At 57.3% G+C, this 18072-nt stretch carries 22 protein-coding genes and 1 pseudogene; 21 read left to right on the top strand and 2 right to left on the bottom strand.

The features are described from left to right. Positions 1 to 122: 122 nt before the first annotated feature. From I5961_RS08760 to I5961_RS08705, 12 genes and pseudogenes are all read left to right on the top strand, one after another. The gene (locus tag I5961_RS08760) at positions 123 to 689 is read left to right on the top strand and encodes a deoxynucleotide monophosphate kinase (RefSeq protein ID WP_227234930.1); all 567 of its coding nucleotides are present in this window, start codon (positions 123 to 125) and stop codon (positions 687 to 689) included. A 10-nt stretch (positions 690 to 699) separates the two neighbouring features. Continuing rightward, positions 700 to 978, top strand: coding sequence for a phage antirepressor KilAC domain-containing protein (locus I5961_RS08755; RefSeq protein WP_227234928.1), 279 nt, complete (start codon positions 700 to 702; stop codon positions 976 to 978). Then, positions 975 to 1358, top strand: a complete 384-nt coding sequence (locus tag I5961_RS08750) for a hypothetical protein (protein WP_227234926.1) — start codon at positions 975 to 977, stop codon at positions 1356 to 1358. The genes I5961_RS08755 and I5961_RS08750 overlap by 4 nt, the downstream gene beginning before the upstream one ends. Beyond that, positions 1355 to 1597, top strand: coding sequence for a pyocin activator PrtN family protein (locus I5961_RS08745; protein ID WP_210559055.1), 243 nt, complete (start codon positions 1355 to 1357; stop codon positions 1595 to 1597). The genes I5961_RS08750 and I5961_RS08745 overlap by 4 nt, the downstream gene beginning before the upstream one ends. 82 nt (positions 1598 to 1679) lie before the next feature. After that, on the top strand, positions 1680 to 2087 hold the full coding sequence (locus I5961_RS08740; protein WP_227234924.1) for a hypothetical protein: 408 nt from the start codon (positions 1680 to 1682) through the stop codon (positions 2085 to 2087). Then, positions 2084 to 2569 carry a hypothetical protein gene (locus I5961_RS08735; RefSeq protein ID WP_227234922.1) on the top strand — a complete coding sequence of 162 codons (486 nt, stop codon included), beginning with the start codon at positions 2084 to 2086 and terminating at the stop codon, positions 2567 to 2569. Before I5961_RS08740 ends, I5961_RS08735 begins: the two co-directional genes overlap by 4 nt. Continuing rightward, positions 2470 to 3600, top strand: a complete 1131-nt coding sequence (locus I5961_RS08730) for a tyrosine-type recombinase/integrase (protein WP_227235569.1) — start codon at positions 2470 to 2472, stop codon at positions 3598 to 3600. The genes I5961_RS08735 and I5961_RS08730 overlap by 100 nt, the downstream gene beginning before the upstream one ends. A 261-nt stretch (positions 3601 to 3861) precedes the next feature. Beyond that, positions 3862 to 4185 (top strand): type II toxin-antitoxin system RelE/ParE family toxin, encoded by a 324-nt coding sequence (locus I5961_RS08725; RefSeq protein WP_227234920.1) that lies wholly within the window; start codon positions 3862 to 3864, stop codon positions 4183 to 4185. Then, positions 4182 to 4514: a DNA-binding protein gene (locus I5961_RS08720; RefSeq protein WP_227234919.1), complete on the top strand. Its 333-nt coding sequence runs from the start codon at positions 4182 to 4184 to the stop codon at positions 4512 to 4514. The genes I5961_RS08725 and I5961_RS08720 overlap by 4 nt, the downstream gene beginning before the upstream one ends. A 1047-nt stretch (positions 4515 to 5561) precedes the next feature. Beyond that, a pseudogene (locus tag I5961_RS08715) lies at positions 5562 to 5792 on the top strand (site-specific integrase); the annotation flags it as partial. Between the two features lie 22 nt (positions 5793 to 5814). Continuing rightward, positions 5815 to 6360, top strand: a complete 546-nt coding sequence (gene folE, locus I5961_RS08710) for a GTP cyclohydrolase I FolE (protein WP_085701133.1) — start codon at positions 5815 to 5817, stop codon at positions 6358 to 6360. Between the two features lie 102 nt (positions 6361 to 6462). Beyond that, positions 6463 to 6834, top strand: a complete 372-nt coding sequence (locus tag I5961_RS08705; RefSeq protein WP_039769909.1) for a glutaredoxin family protein — start codon at positions 6463 to 6465, stop codon at positions 6832 to 6834. A 32-nt stretch (positions 6835 to 6866) separates the two neighbouring features. Here I5961_RS08705 and I5961_RS08700 read toward each other — a convergent pair whose 3' ends face one another. Continuing rightward, positions 6867 to 8033, bottom strand: coding sequence for a PLP-dependent aminotransferase family protein (locus I5961_RS08700; protein WP_085701132.1), 1167 nt, complete (start codon positions 8031 to 8033; stop codon positions 6867 to 6869). An 82-nt stretch (positions 8034 to 8115) separates the two neighbouring features. Between I5961_RS08700 and I5961_RS08695 the strand changes: the two genes are divergently transcribed. The 4 genes from I5961_RS08695 to I5961_RS08680 all read left to right on the top strand — a co-directional run bounded on the left by I5961_RS08695 (position 8116) and on the right by I5961_RS08680 (position 12542). Next, positions 8116 to 8559: a MarR family winged helix-turn-helix transcriptional regulator gene (locus tag I5961_RS08695; RefSeq protein WP_011333199.1), complete on the top strand. Its 444-nt coding sequence runs from the start codon at positions 8116 to 8118 to the stop codon at positions 8557 to 8559. 196 nt (positions 8560 to 8755) lie between these two features. Continuing rightward, positions 8756 to 10105 (top strand): NCS2 family permease, encoded by a 1350-nt coding sequence (locus I5961_RS08690; RefSeq protein WP_039769903.1) that lies wholly within the window; start codon positions 8756 to 8758, stop codon positions 10103 to 10105. 87 nt (positions 10106 to 10192) lie between these two features. Further along, positions 10193 to 10822: a LysE family translocator gene (locus tag I5961_RS08685; protein ID WP_227234917.1), complete on the top strand. Its 630-nt coding sequence runs from the start codon at positions 10193 to 10195 to the stop codon at positions 10820 to 10822. A 139-nt stretch (positions 10823 to 10961) separates the two neighbouring features. Next, positions 10962 to 12542, top strand: coding sequence for a hypothetical protein (locus tag I5961_RS08680; RefSeq protein ID WP_227234916.1), 1581 nt, complete (start codon positions 10962 to 10964; stop codon positions 12540 to 12542). Between the two features lie 106 nt (positions 12543 to 12648). On the opposite strand, the gene uraH is transcribed toward I5961_RS08680, so the two are convergent. Then, positions 12649 to 13002, bottom strand: a complete 354-nt coding sequence (uraH, locus tag I5961_RS08675; protein WP_011333195.1) for a hydroxyisourate hydrolase — start codon at positions 13000 to 13002, stop codon at positions 12649 to 12651. 430 nt (positions 13003 to 13432) lie between these two features. On the opposite strand from uraH, the gene puuE reads away from it, so the two are divergent. The 5 genes from puuE to I5961_RS08650 all read left to right on the top strand — a co-directional run bounded on the left by puuE (position 13433) and on the right by I5961_RS08650 (position 17943). Continuing rightward, positions 13433 to 14359 (top strand): allantoinase PuuE, encoded by a 927-nt coding sequence (gene puuE / locus I5961_RS08670; protein ID WP_085701129.1) that lies wholly within the window; start codon positions 13433 to 13435, stop codon positions 14357 to 14359. After that, positions 14356 to 14871, top strand: a complete 516-nt coding sequence (gene uraD / locus I5961_RS08665; RefSeq protein WP_085748493.1) for a 2-oxo-4-hydroxy-4-carboxy-5-ureidoimidazoline decarboxylase — start codon at positions 14356 to 14358, stop codon at positions 14869 to 14871. Before puuE ends, uraD begins: the two co-directional genes overlap by 4 nt. Before the next feature lie 90 nt (positions 14872 to 14961). Further along, a complete protein-coding gene (gene alc / locus I5961_RS08660) occupies positions 14962 to 15957 on the top strand; it encodes an allantoicase (RefSeq protein WP_007960036.1) in 996 nt (331 codons plus the stop codon). Positions 15958 to 16074: 117 nt separating this feature from the next. Next, positions 16075 to 16578, top strand: a complete 504-nt coding sequence (locus I5961_RS08655) for an ureidoglycolate lyase (RefSeq protein WP_027613342.1) — start codon at positions 16075 to 16077, stop codon at positions 16576 to 16578. 51 nt (positions 16579 to 16629) lie between these two features. Next, positions 16630 to 17943, top strand: a complete 1314-nt coding sequence (locus I5961_RS08650; RefSeq protein ID WP_064378710.1) for a urate hydroxylase PuuD — start codon at positions 16630 to 16632, stop codon at positions 17941 to 17943. The last annotated feature ends 129 nt before the right edge of the window (positions 17944 to 18072 follow it).

Genomic DNA, 18072 nt, shown 5'->3' with positions numbered 1-18072 from the left:
CGTTGAATCAATTCAAAAGCACACCGGCCTACTGGTAATTGTCACGCCGCCTGGCACTCGCTTGGCGCCTTCGAAAGCAAATGTCGTCGCTATCAAACCCGAACCATTCGGGGTGATGCAGCATGAAGCCTCTATTAATCGGCCTCGCTGGCGTTGCTCGTTCTGGCAAAGACACAGCCGCCCACCATCTAGTCAACCATCATGGATTCCAGTCCTACGCATTCGCCGACCCGCTGCGTGACGGCCTGATGCATATCCTCAACTTGAGTCCGTGCGACTTCGAAGGAGAGCAAAAGGAACGAGTTCTACCGTGGCTGGGTCGCTCTCCACGCTACCTGATGCAGACCCTCGGCACCGAGTGGGGCCGTGACAAAGTGCACCCCGAGTTATGGCTGCTACTGGCTTCGCAAAATCTTGACCTAATGGCTCGTACCCACGATACCGCTCGCGGCTTCGTAGTCAGCGACCTGCGATTCGAGAATGAAGCGTCATTCATCCGCCAGCGCGGCGGAATTGTGATCCATATCCAGCGCACCGCAGCAGAAGCCGTGGCGCCGCATCGTAGCGAAAGCGGCATCCGGGGTACCGAGGACGACTGGTTCCTTCCGAATGACGGAACCATTGAAGCCCTTCAAATCAATATCAACGAGATTGTGGACACGCTGCACACACGCGCAGCAGTCGTCTGAGGATCGCGCAATGACGAACCACACCCTGGACGCAACAGCCGCATTGCTCGGACTCAAGCCCCGCGCCTTCCGCACCAGATTGCGCGAGCTGGGCATTCTCAACAGTAGTGGCGATCTAGCCAGCCAGCACCGTGATCGCGGCTATCTGTATTCGGATCCGCGCAGCTCCCTGATTCCATCCCTCAACAAGTGCCGTCATTACTCCGTGGTGATGGTGAAGGAAGAAGGGGTTGAATGGCTGGCCAAGAAGCTGGGAATCGCCATCACTAAAAAGGACGCAGCTGCATGAAAACCAACAACCTCAACGCCTACACGCAAGCCCTAGGCGCCCTGAAGCTGATCCCGATCTACTTGAACTGCCCGGGGGTAGTCAGCCGCGCAACACTTGTTGGCGCCTCGACGGAAGCCATCCAACTACTGGAAAGCATGCCCGCCCTAAGCACCGAGTTGGCCGAGGTATTTCGCTGCGTCAACAACGTGATCCTTGACGGGCAAGTCGCCTACGTTACGCCGACCAACTCGCCTGAGTTCCCATTCGGCGCCGTGGTGGCTGACGCCAAGGGCAACATCTGCGCGGCTGCCATGGGCAAAAGTAAAGAAGGTCTCGCCGAGCTGATTCGCCTCAAGTTGCTGCCCCCATCGGAGGGGTTCGGGGAGAACGCAGCGTGAACAACACACTAGAACTATTGCGACGTCAGTTCGCTACTCCATGTCCGACCCTGGCGGCAGTTCGGGAACAGTACTTCGCTCACATTCGCACTGACCGCTACCTACTTGCCGAGATCAAGGCAGGTCGGATCGCGCTGGTTGTGAAGCGTCTGCACGGGTCGGCTCGCGCACAAAGAGTGGTGTACCTGCACGACCTGGCCGAGTTCCTCGACGGCCAAGCGGCAACGCAAGCAGCTTGATTTCAACTTGGGTTAACCACTTACACCCCCACCGGCCTCTCACCAAGCATCCCGGCGGGGGTTTCATAGAGGCTCACAGCACATGACCACAATCCAAATTTGCGCGCTAATCATCCTAATCGCTTTCACCGGTCTCCTCGTATGGGCCGGCTACAAAATGGGACGTAGCGATGGAAAGCTAGAAGCGGACGATAGCCAGCGCGCTGAGTTCGCCAAGACTATTCGTCAGCTGGAGGCTTCCGCCCAGTTCATTCGCACTGATCACAAAAATCTGGCGAGACAGTGCAGACGACTTAGAGAAAGCCAAGCATTCGGATCAAAAGAACAGCGAGTTCTGCTCGATATTGCAGAGCACCTCCGGGTGGCTGCTGAAACATTCAGTGCATTTCGCACAGGCAAAAAACTCGAACGAGACACTCGGTTCCTTCGCGAGCAGGCTCTGATCATGGCCGGACTGCTGCAGGTGGTAGTGCAAGGAGAAGGCTTATGAACAAATCATTCTCCTGCTTCGGACCAACTCACTATCGCATGTCAGTTGAAAGCAGCATGCGCCTACATGTGATCGACCAAATTCCGACTGGCAACAACCGTTTACCCGCGCTACCTGCTGAGGAAGACAAGCGTTGCGATGCCACTGCGGAACTGTCGCTACCGACCTACCACCTGGACAAAATTCCAGAAGACAAGATGGCCGAGTTGGTCGGCACGACCCGCCGAGCACTGCAAGGCAAGCGCGCCAGAGGCGTCATTCCCAAAGGTGTCTGGAACACCATCGATAGCCGCATTTATTACAGCCTGAGGAGATACGAAGCATGGCTCGAGAGCCAATGGGATTGCCCACCGGAGTTGAATTTGCTGGACAGTCCGTCCGCATTCGCTTCACTTGGAACGGGCAACGCCGTTGCGAAACCCTCCCCTATCCCCAAACGCCGAAGGGGATTAAGGCTGCCGCCGACCTACGCGCTAACGTAACCAGCCTGATCAAGCACGGCGTTCTGGATGATCAGCGCTATGCCGAACTGTTCCCCAACTCCACCTATGCCAACTACTCGGCGACTCCCCGTTTCGGGGAGTACGCCCAGGAGTGGCTCAACAGTCGCGAGATCGTGGCCGGGACACGCAAGAACTACCTCGGCTCGCTCAATCTCTACTGGATGCCGTATCTGGCAATGCTGCCCATCGACAGCATCACGTCGGTGATGCTGCGCAAAGTGGTAGCGAACACTGAATGGCCGACGCCCGGCGTGAAGCGTGCGGCGATCCAGCGCCTAACCACAGTGTTCGGTACCGCAGTGAAAGACGGCCTGATCAACCGTAACCCCGTGGAGTCCATCGAACTGCCGGTGAAGGCCAAGAAACCCATCGATCCCTTCACCGTGGGCGAGGCCAACCAGATTATTGATCACCTATATAAGACACTGACCCACTCGATGCGGATCTACGCGGCCTACTTCGAGTTCGCCTTCTACACCGGCATGCGCCCCAGCGAGATCGCGGCGCTGCGTTGGGAAGAGGTCGACAAGGAAAAGCGACTGGTCAACGTGTGTCGGATCGTCGCGGACTACAAGATCGAGGAGCGCACCAAAACCCGGAACGTGCGACAGGTCATGCTCAATAGCCGCGCGCTGCACGCCCTCGAGCAGGCCGAGCTGGAGGCGCAACTACGCGCCTTGCAGAGCCGCCGCAAACGCGCCGAATCGCCCTATGTATTCCCGCCGACGAAGAACTTTGAGTTCATTCAACAATCGAGTGTGACCGACAAACACTTCCAGGCTGCACTGACCGAATTGGGCGTTCGCTCACGGCGACAATATAACTGCCGCCACACCTATGCTACCGCATGCCTCATGGCGGGGATGAACCCTGCATTTATTGCCAATCAGCTAGGTCATAGCATTCAGATGCTGCTATCGACATACGCCCGATGGATCAACTCTCAAACAGACTGGGGAGAAATCATGAAACTTGAAAAAAATTTGACTGAGCGCCAGATGGCTCGGTAAGAAACCGGAGTCGTTGAGAAAACACATATGTATATTTTTATCTTATTAATCAGGAACTTATATATTGCTCCAGCTGGCTAAATCGTCACAGATGCCCATCCTGACCACCTCAAAGGAGCTGAAATTTTTGGGTTCCTCCCAATACCGATGCATAACAGATACACTGTTACAACATTGCCACCACACTGAAAATTCGGGCCAACCACTGGACTCGATATAAAATATCAATCAACGCAGTGTCTCTTTTAAGGTACATTTGTGATGTACGAAGTGGAACACGTACTGTCTGCCAATGGAGTGGATATTTACCAAGCTTGGCTCGACACCGTTCGAGACATGCGATTCAAAGCAAGAATCACCACCAGAGTGGACCGAGCTTCCCTCGGGCACTTTGGCGACACCGAGCCGGTAGGTGATGGGGTCTTCGAAATGAAGTTGAATTTTGGCCCTGGATTTCGCGTCTATTACGCAATTCAGGAACAAAAGGTGGTCTTCCTATTGGGCGGAGGCTCCAAGGATAGACAGCAAAACGACATCGATCAGGCCAAGGCTCTCTGGAACTCTTTTAAGGTAAAAAGAAAATGACAACTCGCACTCGTTCTCATGAAGACAGCGTTCTCGAAATGCTAAGAGACGATGAAGCATTTGCCATCGAATATCTTTCCGTCGCGCTTGAAGAAATCGACGAAATCGGTGGAGAGGATGCTTTCCTCGTTGCCATTCGCCGCCTTGTAGAAGCTAGGGGTGGCATGGTCAGCCTTTCTCAGAGCACCGGCCTAGCCCGGGGCAATCTCTACAGATCTATCGCTGTAGGTGGAGATCCAAAGCTCTCTACCATTCTCAAAGTGCTTCAAGCACTAGGCGTAGGAATGTCTAAGGTTGTATCACATCGAGCTGAAGAAGCTTGCGCCTGATACTGATGGCAAAAAGAAGATGCCCTAGCCAAGTGCTAGGGCTTTTTTTGGAGTAACAAATCCAATTTGGCCGTACGTGCAAACCTTCAAGAATCTGAGCAGCTTCTTCTAGAAGAAAAAGTAAAATGCATAAGGGGCTATTCGAGTAAGCCGCCTCGTCCAAAATCAACAATAAAAGAAAAAGGCCGCGGATAAAAATCCGCGGCCTTTTGTTTAGCGCTTACTATCAGGAGTCGTATGGGTCGGAACCCACGTGCTTCCTGGCTTGCTGGTGGGAGGTAACGGCTTGCCGTCAGGCACCGCCGCGTAGTTATCCCTCAAGCCACCACGAGGGCCTTGCTCTTGAAAAATGCCGCCTTGTTTTCCGGTGTTCTGACCGGGTTTTTTACCGTCTGCCATGGAGGTTCTCCTAATTGGCAATGATGCCTAAAAGGAGCTACAGACACTGAGACACATCACTACGTTTGCGTTGAAACGCAAGCGCATATAGAATCAATAAACCTGTAGCTTCTTGTTGGCTATGGTTTCTGATTTGGGAAGGTCTGGAAAATCGTCCCCAAAGTCAGCCTAGAAGTCCCGTGTGCGAAAGCATTCGGGACTTTTTTATGGCGTCAAAAAAGACCCCATCAAAACGCCGCCCCTACATCTAGGGTCGGCGAGAAGATAATAACCATCTCTTTTAAGAGAAATCAACTCCTTTTTTATGCACAATCATCTGTGGATAAGTCTGTGGATAAGATGTGGCGTCCAGTTGAGGTGAAAATCTCCAAGGGCAATAAACAAAAGGGATTGCTTCGTAATTTGCCCACCGGAAAGTGATGGCAATTCGCCACTAGTACTTATACACAAATATGTTGTGTTGCGAGGCTGGATCCAAAGGATAAACCACTATATGTAGTGTTTGCCCTTCAAGATCGAAATTACCTCAAATCTGCAAAGGTCAATTTCACGACTCCAGCGCACGCTTTACGAAGCCTGCCAAAACAAACCTGAGCGCAATGCTGCCGTCCAGACTGTGCAATCTAAGTTAATGGTGCTAACAAATAAGGAATCCGCGCCCACCGGCAATACAACTGCCGACACACTTACGCTACCATGTGCCTCATGGCGGGTATGAACCCTGCGTTTATTGCCACTCAGCTCGGTCATAGCGTTCAGATTTTGCTATCGACCTACGCCCGATGGATCAACTCCAGCACCGACTGGGGTGAACTCGGAAAGCTCGAAAACAGCTTGATTGGTACAAAATTGGTACAGACAGAAACAGTACCCCTCTGAAACCCTTATGGAATCAGCCTCTGTGACACTGGAACAGAATTACACCGCGATTCTCGGCCAATTGGGCGAGGACGTCTCCCGCGAGGGCCTGCGCGACACGCCAAAGCGTGCCGCCAAAGCCATGCAGTATCTCTGCCGCGGTTATGAACAGACGCTCGAAGAGGTCACCAACGGTGCCCTGTTCAGCTCCGACAACAGCGAAATGGTGCTGGTCAAGGACATCGAGCTCTACTCGTTGTGCGAACACCACCTGCTGCCGTTCATCGGCAAGGCCCACGTCGCGTACATCCCGAGCGGCAAAGTGCTGGGCCTGTCGAAGGTCGCGCGGATCGTCGACATGTACGCCCGCCGCCTGCAGATCCAGGAAAACCTCAGCCGCCAGATCGCCGACGCGGTCCAGCAGGTCACCGGCGCGCTGGGCGTGGCGGTGGTGATCGAGGCCAAGCACATGTGCATGATGATGCGCGGTGTGGAGAAACAGAATTCGTCGATGATCACCTCGGTGATGCTCGGTGAGTTCCGCGAAAACGCGGCGACCCGCAGCGAGTTTCTCAGCCTGATCAAGTAATTGATTGCAGAAAAGAACCGGCGTTGATCGCCGGTTTTTTTTCGTCCGTGAAAAATCGGGTAAGCTGCGCGCCTTCTTCAATGTCCCTGTGAGGCTTGTAACGTGTTCGTCAAAGCGCTTCGTGTCGGCCTCGGCCAACTGATCATCTTCGTTGATTTCCTGACTCGCCCAGGCAAGAAACAGCGCCCCGCCGCTGCCCAGGCTCAGGTTGACGCCGCCGCCAAGGACCTGACCCTGTATCAGTTCCACGCCTGCCCGTTCTGCGTGAAGACCCGCCGCAGCCTGCGCCGTCTGAACGTTCCGGTGGCCCTGAAGGACGCGAAAAACAACGAGCAGGATCGTCAGACCCTGCTGGAACAGGGCGGCAAGATCAAAGTGCCGTGCCTGCGCATCGAAGAGAACGGCCAGACCACCTGGATGTACGAGTCCAACACCATCATCGAATATCTGAACCAGCGGTTCGCCGCAGTCTGACTCAAAAAAAACCGGCCTGAGGGCCGGCTTTTTCATGCCGCCTGCGCCGCCTGCGCCTGGCGCACCACCGCTGCCAGCCGCTTGAGCCCTTCGTCCAGACGAGCCGGATCAATGTGGCTGAAGTTCAGGCGCAGGTGGCCGGGATTGCGATCGGGCTCGGGGAAGAACGGTTCGCCTGGCATGAACGCTACATCATTGGCCAGCGCGGTATTCAACAACGTTCGGGTGTCCAGCGGTTGCTTCAGTGTCAGCCAGAAAAACAGCCCGCCTTGCGGCGTGTTCCAGTCCGCCAGGTCGGCGAAATGGATTTCCAGCGCTGCTTGAAATGCATCGCGGCGCTGACGGTAGAAGCTGCGCAATTCACTCAAGTGCTGCTGATATTTCTCACTGCCGATCCACTGCAATGCTTGCCACTGACCGATACGATTGGTGTGCAGATCTGCCGATTGCTTCAGTTTGAGCAGGTGCGGGAACAGCTCCGGGCTGGCGATCAGGTAGCCGACACGCAAGCCTGGCAACAGGGTTTTCGACACGGTGCCGGTGTAGATCCAGCTGGATTTTTTCAGGCGTCCGGCAATCGGCTGGGCGCTGCCGCCGTCGAAGGTCAGTTCGCGGTAGGGTTCGTCTTCGATCAGGGTAACGCCGAATTCGTCGAGCAATGCTGCAACGGCTTCGCGCCTGGCTTCGCTGTAGCGCACGGCAGACGGGTTCTGGAAGGTCGGAATCAAATAGATGAACGCCGGACGATGCTGCTCCAGACGCTGACGCAATTGCGCAAGGTTCGGACCGTCAGCCTCCAGCGGCACGGTCAGGCAATCGGCGCCGAACAGTTGGAAAATCTGCAAGGCCGCCAGATACGTCGGCGCTTCGAGCAGGATTTCGGTGCCTTTGTCGATGTACAGCTTGGCCGCCAGGTCGAGGGTCTGCTGAGAACCGCTGACCACCAGCACCTGACTCGCCTCACACGGCAAACCCAGCGCCCTCGCCTCTGCCGCCAGCGCTTCGCGCAGTGCAGGCTCTCCTTCGCTCATGCCGTACTGGCCGAGAGACAGCGGCATGTCGGCCCACTCGACCTTCGGCAACATGGCTTCTGCAGGCAAACCGCCGGCAAAAGACATGACTTCCGGGCGCTGGGCCGCGGCAAGGATTTCACGGATCAGAGAACTTTTGAGGCGCGAGACACGTTCGGAAAAAGCCATGGAAGTCACCGCTAGCGAGGCATGGGAAAAATGAGTCAAACTTGTTGACTGAAATTACGACACCCTCACTGGAAGCGTCAATATGCTTGACCTTAAAAACTGCGCCAGCCAACAACAGGCCATGGAAGCCTTTTTCTTTGGTTACCAGGCATTCACCGCCAAGGCCGATGAAATGCTTGAGCGTCGCGGCTTGTCCCGAGTGCACCAACGCATTGTGTTTTTCATCGCCCGCTACCCGAACCTGAGCGTCAAGGAATTGCTCGCGCTGCTCGGCGTCAGCAAGCAGGCGCTGAACATGCCGTTGCGTCAGTTACAGGAAATGCATCTGGTGGACAGCGTGGCGTCCGAGACTGACAAGCGCAAGCGCCTGCTGGAGCTGACGGTTGAAGGCGCGAAATTCGAACAGGCGCTGCGCCGCGAGCAGGTGAAATTGCTCGAGCGGGTCTTTGCCGAAGCCGGCGAAACGGCGGTCAACGGTTGGCTGGCGGTGAATCTGGCGCTGGGAACCAATCGCCCGAACGAGTGATATAGCTCGATCGCCGATCTTTTCGTCCACAAAATCAAAAACAATATTTGCTTTATTTGTACACAAAAGCATAATCCACAGCGTGCGAGTTCCTGACCGCATGGTCAACAAATTCGCGTATGCCTCAAAGGGCCGCTGCCACCCCTCATGGGTCCGGTCCTGGAAATAACAATAAAACTCTTGAGGAGTACTCGCTGTGGAAAGCCGCAAATCCGAAGCATCGACGCTGGAACTCTCGCCGCCGTTACGCACTGGCCTGCTTGAGCGCATCTTCAAACTCAGCTTGCATGGCACCACGGTGAAGACCGAGCTGATTGCCGGTCTGACAACCTTCATCACCATGGCCTACATCATTTTCGTCAACCCGAACATCATGGCCGATGCCGGGATCGATCACGGTGCAGCCTTTGTCGCCACCTGTATCGCCGCTGCGCTGGGCTGCCTGCTGATGGGCCTCTACGCCAACTGGCCGGTAGGCCTGGCGCCGGGCATGGGCCTCAACGCGTTTTTCACCTATACCGTGGTCGGCACCATGGGCTACAACTGGGAAACCGCCCTCGGTGCGGTGTTCGTCTCGGGCGTGCTGTTCATGATCCTGACCTTTTCGCGGATTCGCGAATGGCTGCTCAACAGCATTCCGGTCAGCCTGCGCTATGCAATGGGCGCCGGCGTGGGTCTGTTCCTCGGGCTGATCGGCCTGAAAACCGCCGGCATTGTGGTCGATAGCCCGGCCACCCTGATCAAACTCGGCTCACTGCGTGAACCCGGCCCGCTGCTTGCCGCCATCTGCTTCCTGATGATCGCGATCCTCAGCTACCACAAAGTGTTTGGCGCGATCCTCATCAGCATCATCACCGTCACCCTCGCCGGCTGGGGGATTGGTCTGGTGCACTACGAGGGCATCATGTCCGCCCCGCCAAGCCTGGCGCCGACCTTCATGGCCATGAACGTCGCCGGCGTATTCAACGTCAGCATGATCAGCGTGGTACTGGCCTTCCTCTTCGTACACATGTTCGACACCGCCGGCACCCTGATGGGCGTCGCCCAGCGCGCCAACCTGGTGAACGCTGACGGCCGCATCGAGAACCTTTCCCGCGCGATGAAAGCCGACTCCGCCTCCAGCGTATTCGGTGCAGTCGTCGGCGTTCCGCCGGTCACCAGCTACGTGGAAAGTGCTGCCGGTGTAGCGGCTGGTGGTCGGACTGGTCTTACCGCAGTCACCGTGGGTGTGCTATTTATAGCCGCGATGTTCTTTGCACCGCTGGCCGGCATGATTCCCGCCTATGCCACCGCCGGCGCGTTGATTTACGTAGCGATGCTGATGATGGGCGGCATGGCGCACATCGAATGGGACGAAGCGACCGACAGCATTCCGGCGATCGTCACCGCGATCATGATGCCGCTGACCTTCTCGGTTGCCGACGGTATCGCGCTGGGCTTCATTACCTATGTCGCGCTGAAGGCCGGCACCGGTAAATACAAAGAGATCTCCGTCAGCCTGTGGGTGCTCTGCGCGATCTTCATCGCCAAGTTCATCTTCCTGTAAGCGCTACGCGGTTCACGCTTCAAAACAGCCTCACCCCAACGGGTGGGGCTTTTGCACATTCTTGATAACGATAAAAAGGAGCAAGTGATGAGTCTGGAAACCTGGCTGCTGTTCAGCGGCGCTGCGCTGGTGGTGATCCTGATTCCGGGGCCGCTGTCGTTGCTGATGATCAGCAACAGTCTGAATTACGGTTTGCGCCGTTCCTATCCGGCCTTTCTGGGAGGCGTGAGTGCGTCGATCTGCCTGCTCAGCGCTTCGGCACTGGGGTTGGGCGCCCTGCTGCTGGCCTCGGAAAAACTCTTCAGCGCATTGAAGGTCGTCGGTGCGCTGTACTTGTTCTACCTCGCCTGGCAGAGCTGGCAGCAATCGCGTCAGCCATCGGTTGGCCCAGAAGTACCGCAGGCGGCGCCTGTTCCACGCTTTCGCGCGCTCTTTGGACGTGCGTTCATGCTGGGCGCCAGCAACCCGAAAGACATCCTGTTCTTCGCCGCTTTCCTGCCGCAGTTCCTCAACGCCGAGCAGCCGTTTCTGCCACAACTGCTGGTGATGATTGCGACCTGGACAGTGCTTGATCTGCTGTGCAAGTTGACCTACGGCCTCGGCGCTCACGGTGCAGCACGCTACCTGCGCAGCGGCAAGGGCCAGAGCTGGTTCAACCGCATCAGTGCCGGTTTGTTCGGCGGCGCTGGGGCAGCTTCATTGTTGAGCAGTCACTGAGGCCACAGAGGGCGGGCAACACCCGACCACATTTCGCCTCACACATAGATATATGTACCGCACTTCGCGAAGTTGATTCACCGAACATCCGGCCCTTCTGGCCAGATCAACGTGAATCAACCTTGCGAGCGAACTACCCATGAGCCCCAAACGCCCGATAAAACCCGGTGCCTCGAGCACCTCCCCCGAAACGCCTTTCACCCGTCCCGATGTCGGGCTACCGCCGCTGCACAGGCTGCCGCTGAACGTCGCCCTCGACGATGCAGGCAGAGTCTCTGTCGACCCGCCAGTTCAATCATCCTCCTCCCAACCATTGGCTTTAGAGATCGTCGATCTTCCGGGCGACACCCATGTCACCCCTGTCATCACCCATGCACCGATCGAGCACTTTTTCCTTCCGCCCAATCACTTGTCCCGACTACCGGCGCCAAATGCACTTTCCGGCATTCGAGAACTCGGGACGCAAAGGCACTTCGTCGACCTTCAGGAAGGGGGGACGATATTGCTGGGCATCGATTCGGAAAACCATTTTCGGGCCCGATTGAACAGCGACCACAGACCCACCGGGCCACGCGTCGAACAGGTTGAGGGCTCGCTCTTGTGGCGCGTCAAACCCACTGACAACAGCGCTGGCAGCAGCGATTCCACATTAACGCTCAAACGCCTGCGCAACCCGGATGAAGATCCTGAAGAGATTGTCGCGCCCAAACGCTCTGCCACTACGACGGATGATGAATGGTCCGATCCCTGGAAAAACTGGGGTGTTTCACTCGAGCACGCTCCCTTCGGCAGCATTGAAGTCGATGGCATCCGGTTTCCACTGATGCCTCGAGGCAGCGACCCGGATCACCCGATCGCCTACATCAAGAATCCGAACCACTGGGTATACGATTTCGATTACATGGAACGCATCCTTGGCACAGACCTGATGCAGCAACCCAGAGGCGCGATCCGCGTTCCGCCCGCCAATCAGTGGGAGATAGATCCGAATCTCCCCTTCCAACATCCACTGAAGCAATACATCGCCACTTTTTTTCCTCAACTGTCCGAAACCTCAGTGAACAAGGTGGCCAGGCATCAATTCGGTCTGGCCAATGAAGGGGACATGGCAACCAGCGTCGGCCTGACCCGGCTCAGGCAGACATTCAATGACTGGAAAAGTGGCAACAGCACTCCCCGCCCGGAGCTGGCCGATCCGTTACTGATGCTCCCGATACTGCCAACCACCAGCGAGGGGGGATTCAACCGGATTCTGGAACTACCCTCCGCGTCCCCGGAAGGTCCTCTCCGGCGACTGGACTTCGATCTGACGAAGAAGGAATGGGACTATTTCAAAACAACGCAGTCAGGCACAGAACTCAAGCGCGTCATGGCCGGTGTCCTGAACCGGCAGGGTTATGACGTTTTTACCCCGACCCAGGCAGATGCTTATCCGGCGCTGGTGTTTCGTCGCAAGAATCATCCTTTTGTTTTTTTCATCAGCCTGTACCGCATCAGAGGAAAGAAAATTTACCAACACTTGAGGTTCGCTCCCGAGGCAGCCGATATGCGCCTGACCACTCAGGTTGGCTATTCGGCCCATCAGGAAATGCTTCAGGCGCATGCCGAAAAAAGGCTGGTCTGGCTCAAGGGAGGATCGCAGATCCTGGCTTCGCAGACCGATTCCGTTTTCATCGTCAGGGATGATGATTCGAAGTTTGGAGCGCTTCCCGACCGTTAATCCGGGACGTCTTTCGGGGCACGAAAAAAGCCCGCAGTGTGAGCGGGCGAAAGACCAAAGAAGCTATATGCGCAGTCGCTTCCCGGCAGGGGCAGCCGCTTGGGGGTCAGCTGCCCCGATAGGTGGAATAGCTGTAAGGCGAGATCAGCAACGGTACGTGGTAGTGATCCTGTTCGGCAGAGATGCCGAACCGCAGCACGACCACGTCCAGGAATGCCGGCTCCGGTAACTGGACGCCACGGGCGCGGTAATAATCGCCGGCGTGGAACTGAACCTGATAGACACCGGTACGGTAGTCATCGCCTTGCAGCAGCGGCGCATCAACCCGGCCATCGCTGTTGGTAAGCGCACTGGCGACCAATTCCAGGTGCGAACCTTCAACGCGGTACAGCTCGACCTTGATCGAGCTGCCCGGGCAACCGTGTGCAGCGTCCAAAACGTGTGTTGTCAAACGTCCCATTGATTCTGCGCGCCTGCCTGCGTGGAGCAGTCAGACTTCGCGCCTCCCGAAGTCAGTTGAAAAGGAGACCGCACCGTTTCGGAGCACGAAAAGCTGCGGCGAGCGATTGATTAAGACACTTTTCAAAAAAATTGTACACAATAAAAACGACATTTTTCCTGCCACCCCCGCCATCCTTCGATTTTCCGGTGATTTGCCGTGCAACCTTGCATTCATTGAACCCCCAATCCATTAGCTGACTGGTCAGGCAGGTTTCTTGCAGGTTCACGCCATTAACAGCAAAAGATGACAGCCGGCGAAAAATGCGAAAAATCAGGCTTACAAATTGAGAATAAAGTTGTATACAATCAGCCCATCGCTGTGACGCCAGCCTGCCATCCAAATTTCAGGGCGCCACACAATCTGTCAACGAATAAGAAGGAAGACTGCAGTGAGCGCTGACTACCCACGCGACCTGATCGGTTACGGCAGTAACCCTCCTCACCCACACTGGCCGGGCAACGCCCGGATCGCCCTGTCGTTCGTACTCAATTACGAAGAAGGCGGCGAGCGCAACATTCTGCACGGCGACAAAGAATCGGAAGCCTTCCTCTCGGAAATGGTCGCGGCCCAGCCTCTGCAAGGCGTGCGCAACATGAGCATGGAGTCGCTTTACGAGTATGGCAGCCGTGCCGGCGTCTGGCGGATTCTGAAACTGTTCAAGGAATTCGACATTCCGTTGACCATCTTTGCCGTGGCCATGGCTGCCCAGCGCCACCCGGACGTGATCCGCGCGATGGTCGATGCCGGTCACGAGATCTGCAGCCACGGTTATCGCTGGATCGACTACCAGTACATGGACGAGGCGCAGGAACGCGAGCACATGCTCGAAGCGATCCGCATCCTCACCGAACTCACCGGCGAGCGCCCGCTGGGCTGGTACACCGGCCGCACCGGCCCGAACACTCGTCGCCTGGTGATGGAAGAAGGCGGTTTCCTCTACGACTGCGACACCTACGACGACGACCTGCCCTACTGGGAACCGAACAACCCGACCGGCAAGCCGCACCTGGTGATCCCGTACACCCTGGACACCAACGACATGCGCTTTACCCAGGTCCAGGGTTTCAACAAGGGCGACGATTTCTTCGAATACCTCAAGGATGCGTTCGACGTGCTTTATGCCGAAGGCGCCGAAGCGCCGAAGATGCTGTCGATCGGTCTGCACTGCCGTCTGGTGGGCCGTCCGGCGCGTCTGGCTTCGCTCAAGCGCTTTATCGAATACGCTAAAAGTCATGAGCAGGTGTGGTTCAGCCGCCGCGTCGACATCGCGCGTCACTGGCACGAAACCCACCCGTACCAAGGGGCTGCCAAATGAGCACCTTTCAAACCCTGCAACCGTCGACCCTGAGCCGCGACGCCTTCGTCAAAGCCTTCGCCGACATCTACGAACATTCGCCATGGGTGGCCGAGAAGGCCTTCGACCTGGGCCAGGACGCGTCGATCGACCAGATCGAAACCCTGCACCAGCGCATGAGCGACATCCTGTTGAGCGCCGATCACGCCAGTCAACTGGCACTGATCAACGCTCACCCGGACCTGGCCGGCAAAGCTGCCGTCCAGGGCGAGTTGACCGAAGCCAGCACCAATGAACAGGCTGGCGCCGGTATTCACCAATGCACGGCCGAAGAGTTCCAGCGCTTCACCGAGCTGAACGACGCCTACAAAGCCAAGTTCAAGTTTCCCTTCATCATGGCGGTAAAAGGCAGCAACCGGCATCAGATCCTCGCGGCGTTCGAAACGCGCATTCACAACCCGGTCGACACCGAGTTCAAATGCGCGCTGGCGGAGATCAACAAGATCGCCCTGTTCCGATTACTGACTCTCTAGCAAGCCTGGCCCGAGAAACCTCTAGAACGCTTGCGTTTCCCAGGGCCTTGCAAGCATCCCCAGCCACTTATTTAAAGGCAGACAAGAAGAATGAAAGCTTACGCCGTACCTTTCGAGAAGTTCGTCAACCTGGCCGACGCCCGTCTGGGCACCAAAATCATCTCGGTCACCGATGACTGGTTCGCAGACGCCAATCGTCTGTTTCAGCCGACCCCGGCCGTGTGGAAGGAGGGCGTGTTCGATGACAACGGCAAGTGGATGGACGGCTGGGAGTCCCGCCGCAAGCGCTTCGAAGGCTATGACAGCGCGGTGATCCGCCTGGGCGTGCCGGGTTCGATCAAAGGCGTGGACATCGACACTTCATTCTTTACCGGCAACTTCCCGCCATCGGCCTCGCTGGAAGCGTGCTTCCTGGCGTCGGGCGAGCCGGACGAAAACACCCAGTGGACAGAGGTGCTGTCGGCCGTCGAACTGCAAGGCAACAGCCACCACTACCACGAAATCAGCAACGACAAGGCGTTCAGCCACCTGCGCTTCAACATCTACCCGGATGGCGGCGTGGCCCGTCTGCGCGTGTACGGCATTCCGTTCCGCGACTGGTCGGCAGTTGGCGACAACGAGCAAGTCGACCTGGCAGCAGCCCTCAACGGTGGCCGCGCCCTCGCCTGCTCCGACGAACACTTCGGCCGCATGAGCAACATCCTCAACCCGGGCCGAGGCATCAACATGGGCGATGGCTGGGAAACCGCACGTCGTCGCACGCCAGGCAATGACTGGGTGATCGTCGCGCTGGGCCACCCGGGCGAGATCGAAAAAATCATCGTCGACACCCTGCACTTCAAGGGCAACTACCCGGACACTTGCTCGATCCAGGGCGCGTTCGTCAAGGGCGGCACCGACAGCCAGATCGAAACCCAGTCGTTGTTCTGGCGCGAACTGCTGCCAAGCCAGAAGCTGGAAATGCACGCCGAACACACCTTCGTCGAGCAGATCAAGGCACTGGGCCCGATCACCCACATCCGTCTGAACGTGTTCCCGGATGGTGGCGTGAGCCGCCTGCGCGTTCTCGGCAAGGTAGCGAAGTAAGCGGCGCGACCATTCGCGAGCAAGCTCGCTCCCACATTGATCGCAACTCCTGTGGGAGCGAGCTTGCTCGCGAAAGCGTCAGATCAAACAACACAGAATTCGGATAAGAAGAACAGCATGCGCACACTGACGATTGAACCGCTGACCAAAGAAGCCTTCGCCCCTTTCGGTGACGTGATCGAAACCGACGGCAGCGATCACTTCATGATCAACAACGGTTCGACCATGCGCTTCCACAAACTGGCGACGGTCGAAACCGCGACGCCAGAGGACAACGCGATCATCAGCATCTTCCGCGCCGACGCGCAGGACATGCCGCTGACCGTCAGCATGCTGGAACGCCATCCGCTGGGCAGCCAGGCTTTCATTCCGCTGCTCGGCAACCCCTTTCTGATCGTGGTCGCGCCACTTGGCGATGTACCTGTATCAGGCTTGGTCCGCGCCTTCGTCACCAACGGCAGGCAGGGCATCAATTACCATCGCGGCGTCTGGCACCACCCGGTGCTGACGATCGAAAAGCGGGATGACTTCCTGGTGGTTGATCGCAGTGGCACAGGCAATAACTGCGATGAGCATTTTTTCAAAGAGGATGAGCGTTTGATCCTCGCCCCCCACCAATAAGAGAAGGTCTGATCACTCGACAACAAGAGTGACAGGCGAGAGGTAAAGACTGTGGAAGCACATCTGTTGGAATGGCTGAACCTGAGCGTGCGCTGGGTTCACATGATTACTGGCGTGGCCTGGATCGGCGCGTCGTTCTACTTCGTCTGGCTGGAGAACAACCTCAACCGCGTCAACCCGAAAACCGGTCTTGCCGGTGATCTGTGGGCGATCCACGGCGGCGGTATCTATCACCTGGAAAAATACAAACTGGCCCCTCCGTCGATGCCGGAGAACCTGCACTGGTTCAAATGGGAAGCCTATTTCACCTGGATGTCGGGGATCGCGCTGCTGTGCGTGGTGTTCTACTCCAACCCCGTGCTCTATCTCGTGGCACCCGGCAGCGGCCTGACCGGCCCTGAAGGCGTGGCCATCGGCATCGGTTCGCTGATCGCCGGCTGGTTCATCTACGACTTCCTTTGCGATTCACCCCTCGGCAAGAAACCCGCCCTGCTCGGCTTCATCCTGTTCGTGCTGATCATCGGCGCGGCGTATGGCTTCAGCAAGGTGTTCAGCGGTCGTGGTGCGTACCTGCACGTCGGCGCGATCATCGGCACCATCATGGTCGGCAACGTGTTCCGCATCATCATGCCAGCGCAGCGCGCACTGGTTGCCGCGATTGCCGAGAACCGCACGCCGGATCCGGCCCTGCCGGCCAAAGGCCTGCTGCGTTCGCGTCATAACAACTACTTCACCCTGCCGGTGCTGTTCATCATGATCAGCAACCACTTCCCGAGCACTTACGGCAGCCAGTACAACTGGCTGATCCTGGCCGGGATCGCAGTGTTGGCGGTGTTGGTGCGTCACTACTTCAACACCCGTCACGACAGCCACAAATTTGCCTGGACCCTGCCAGTGGCAGCAGTGGGCATGATCAGTCTGGCGTACGTCACCGGCCCTGCGCCGATGTCGACCGCTCCGGACGTGGCCAAGGCGCCTGCGAAAATCGAGTACCAGCCGCTGCCGGAAACGGCTTTGGGTGGTGGCGCGAAACCGGCTGAAGCGGCGCAGCCAGCAGCCCCTGCTGCACCGGCCGCCGCTCCCGCTCAGGCCTCCAACGCCGGCCCTGCGTTCGACAAGGTGCACAACGTGATCCAGGAACGCTGCGCGGTCTGCCACTCGGCCAAACCGACCAGCCCGCTGTTCAGCGCTGCACCGGCCGGTGTGATGTTCGACACCCCCGAGCAGATCCGCCAGAACGCGGCGCGGATCCAGGCGCAAGCCATCACCACGCAGATCATGCCACTGGGCAACATCACACAGATGACCCAGCAGGAACGTGACCTGATCGGTGCATGGATCGCCCAGGGAGCCCAGACCAACTAAGCCGTAAAAACATCGCTGGCAAGCCGGCTCCCACAGGGTTTTGCACTGCCTGTGTGGGAGCTGGCTTGCCAGCGATCAGCCGCAACGCGGTTTACCTGATGCAAAGAAACAGCTGTGAGCAACCCGGCA

The organism is Pseudomonas sp. IAC-BECa141 (assembly GCF_020544405.1).
GTDB lineage: Bacteria > Pseudomonadota > Gammaproteobacteria > Pseudomonadales > Pseudomonadaceae > Aquipseudomonas.
Note: the sequence above shows the minus strand (reverse complement) of the source record. Positions and strands in the feature narration are given on the sequence as shown.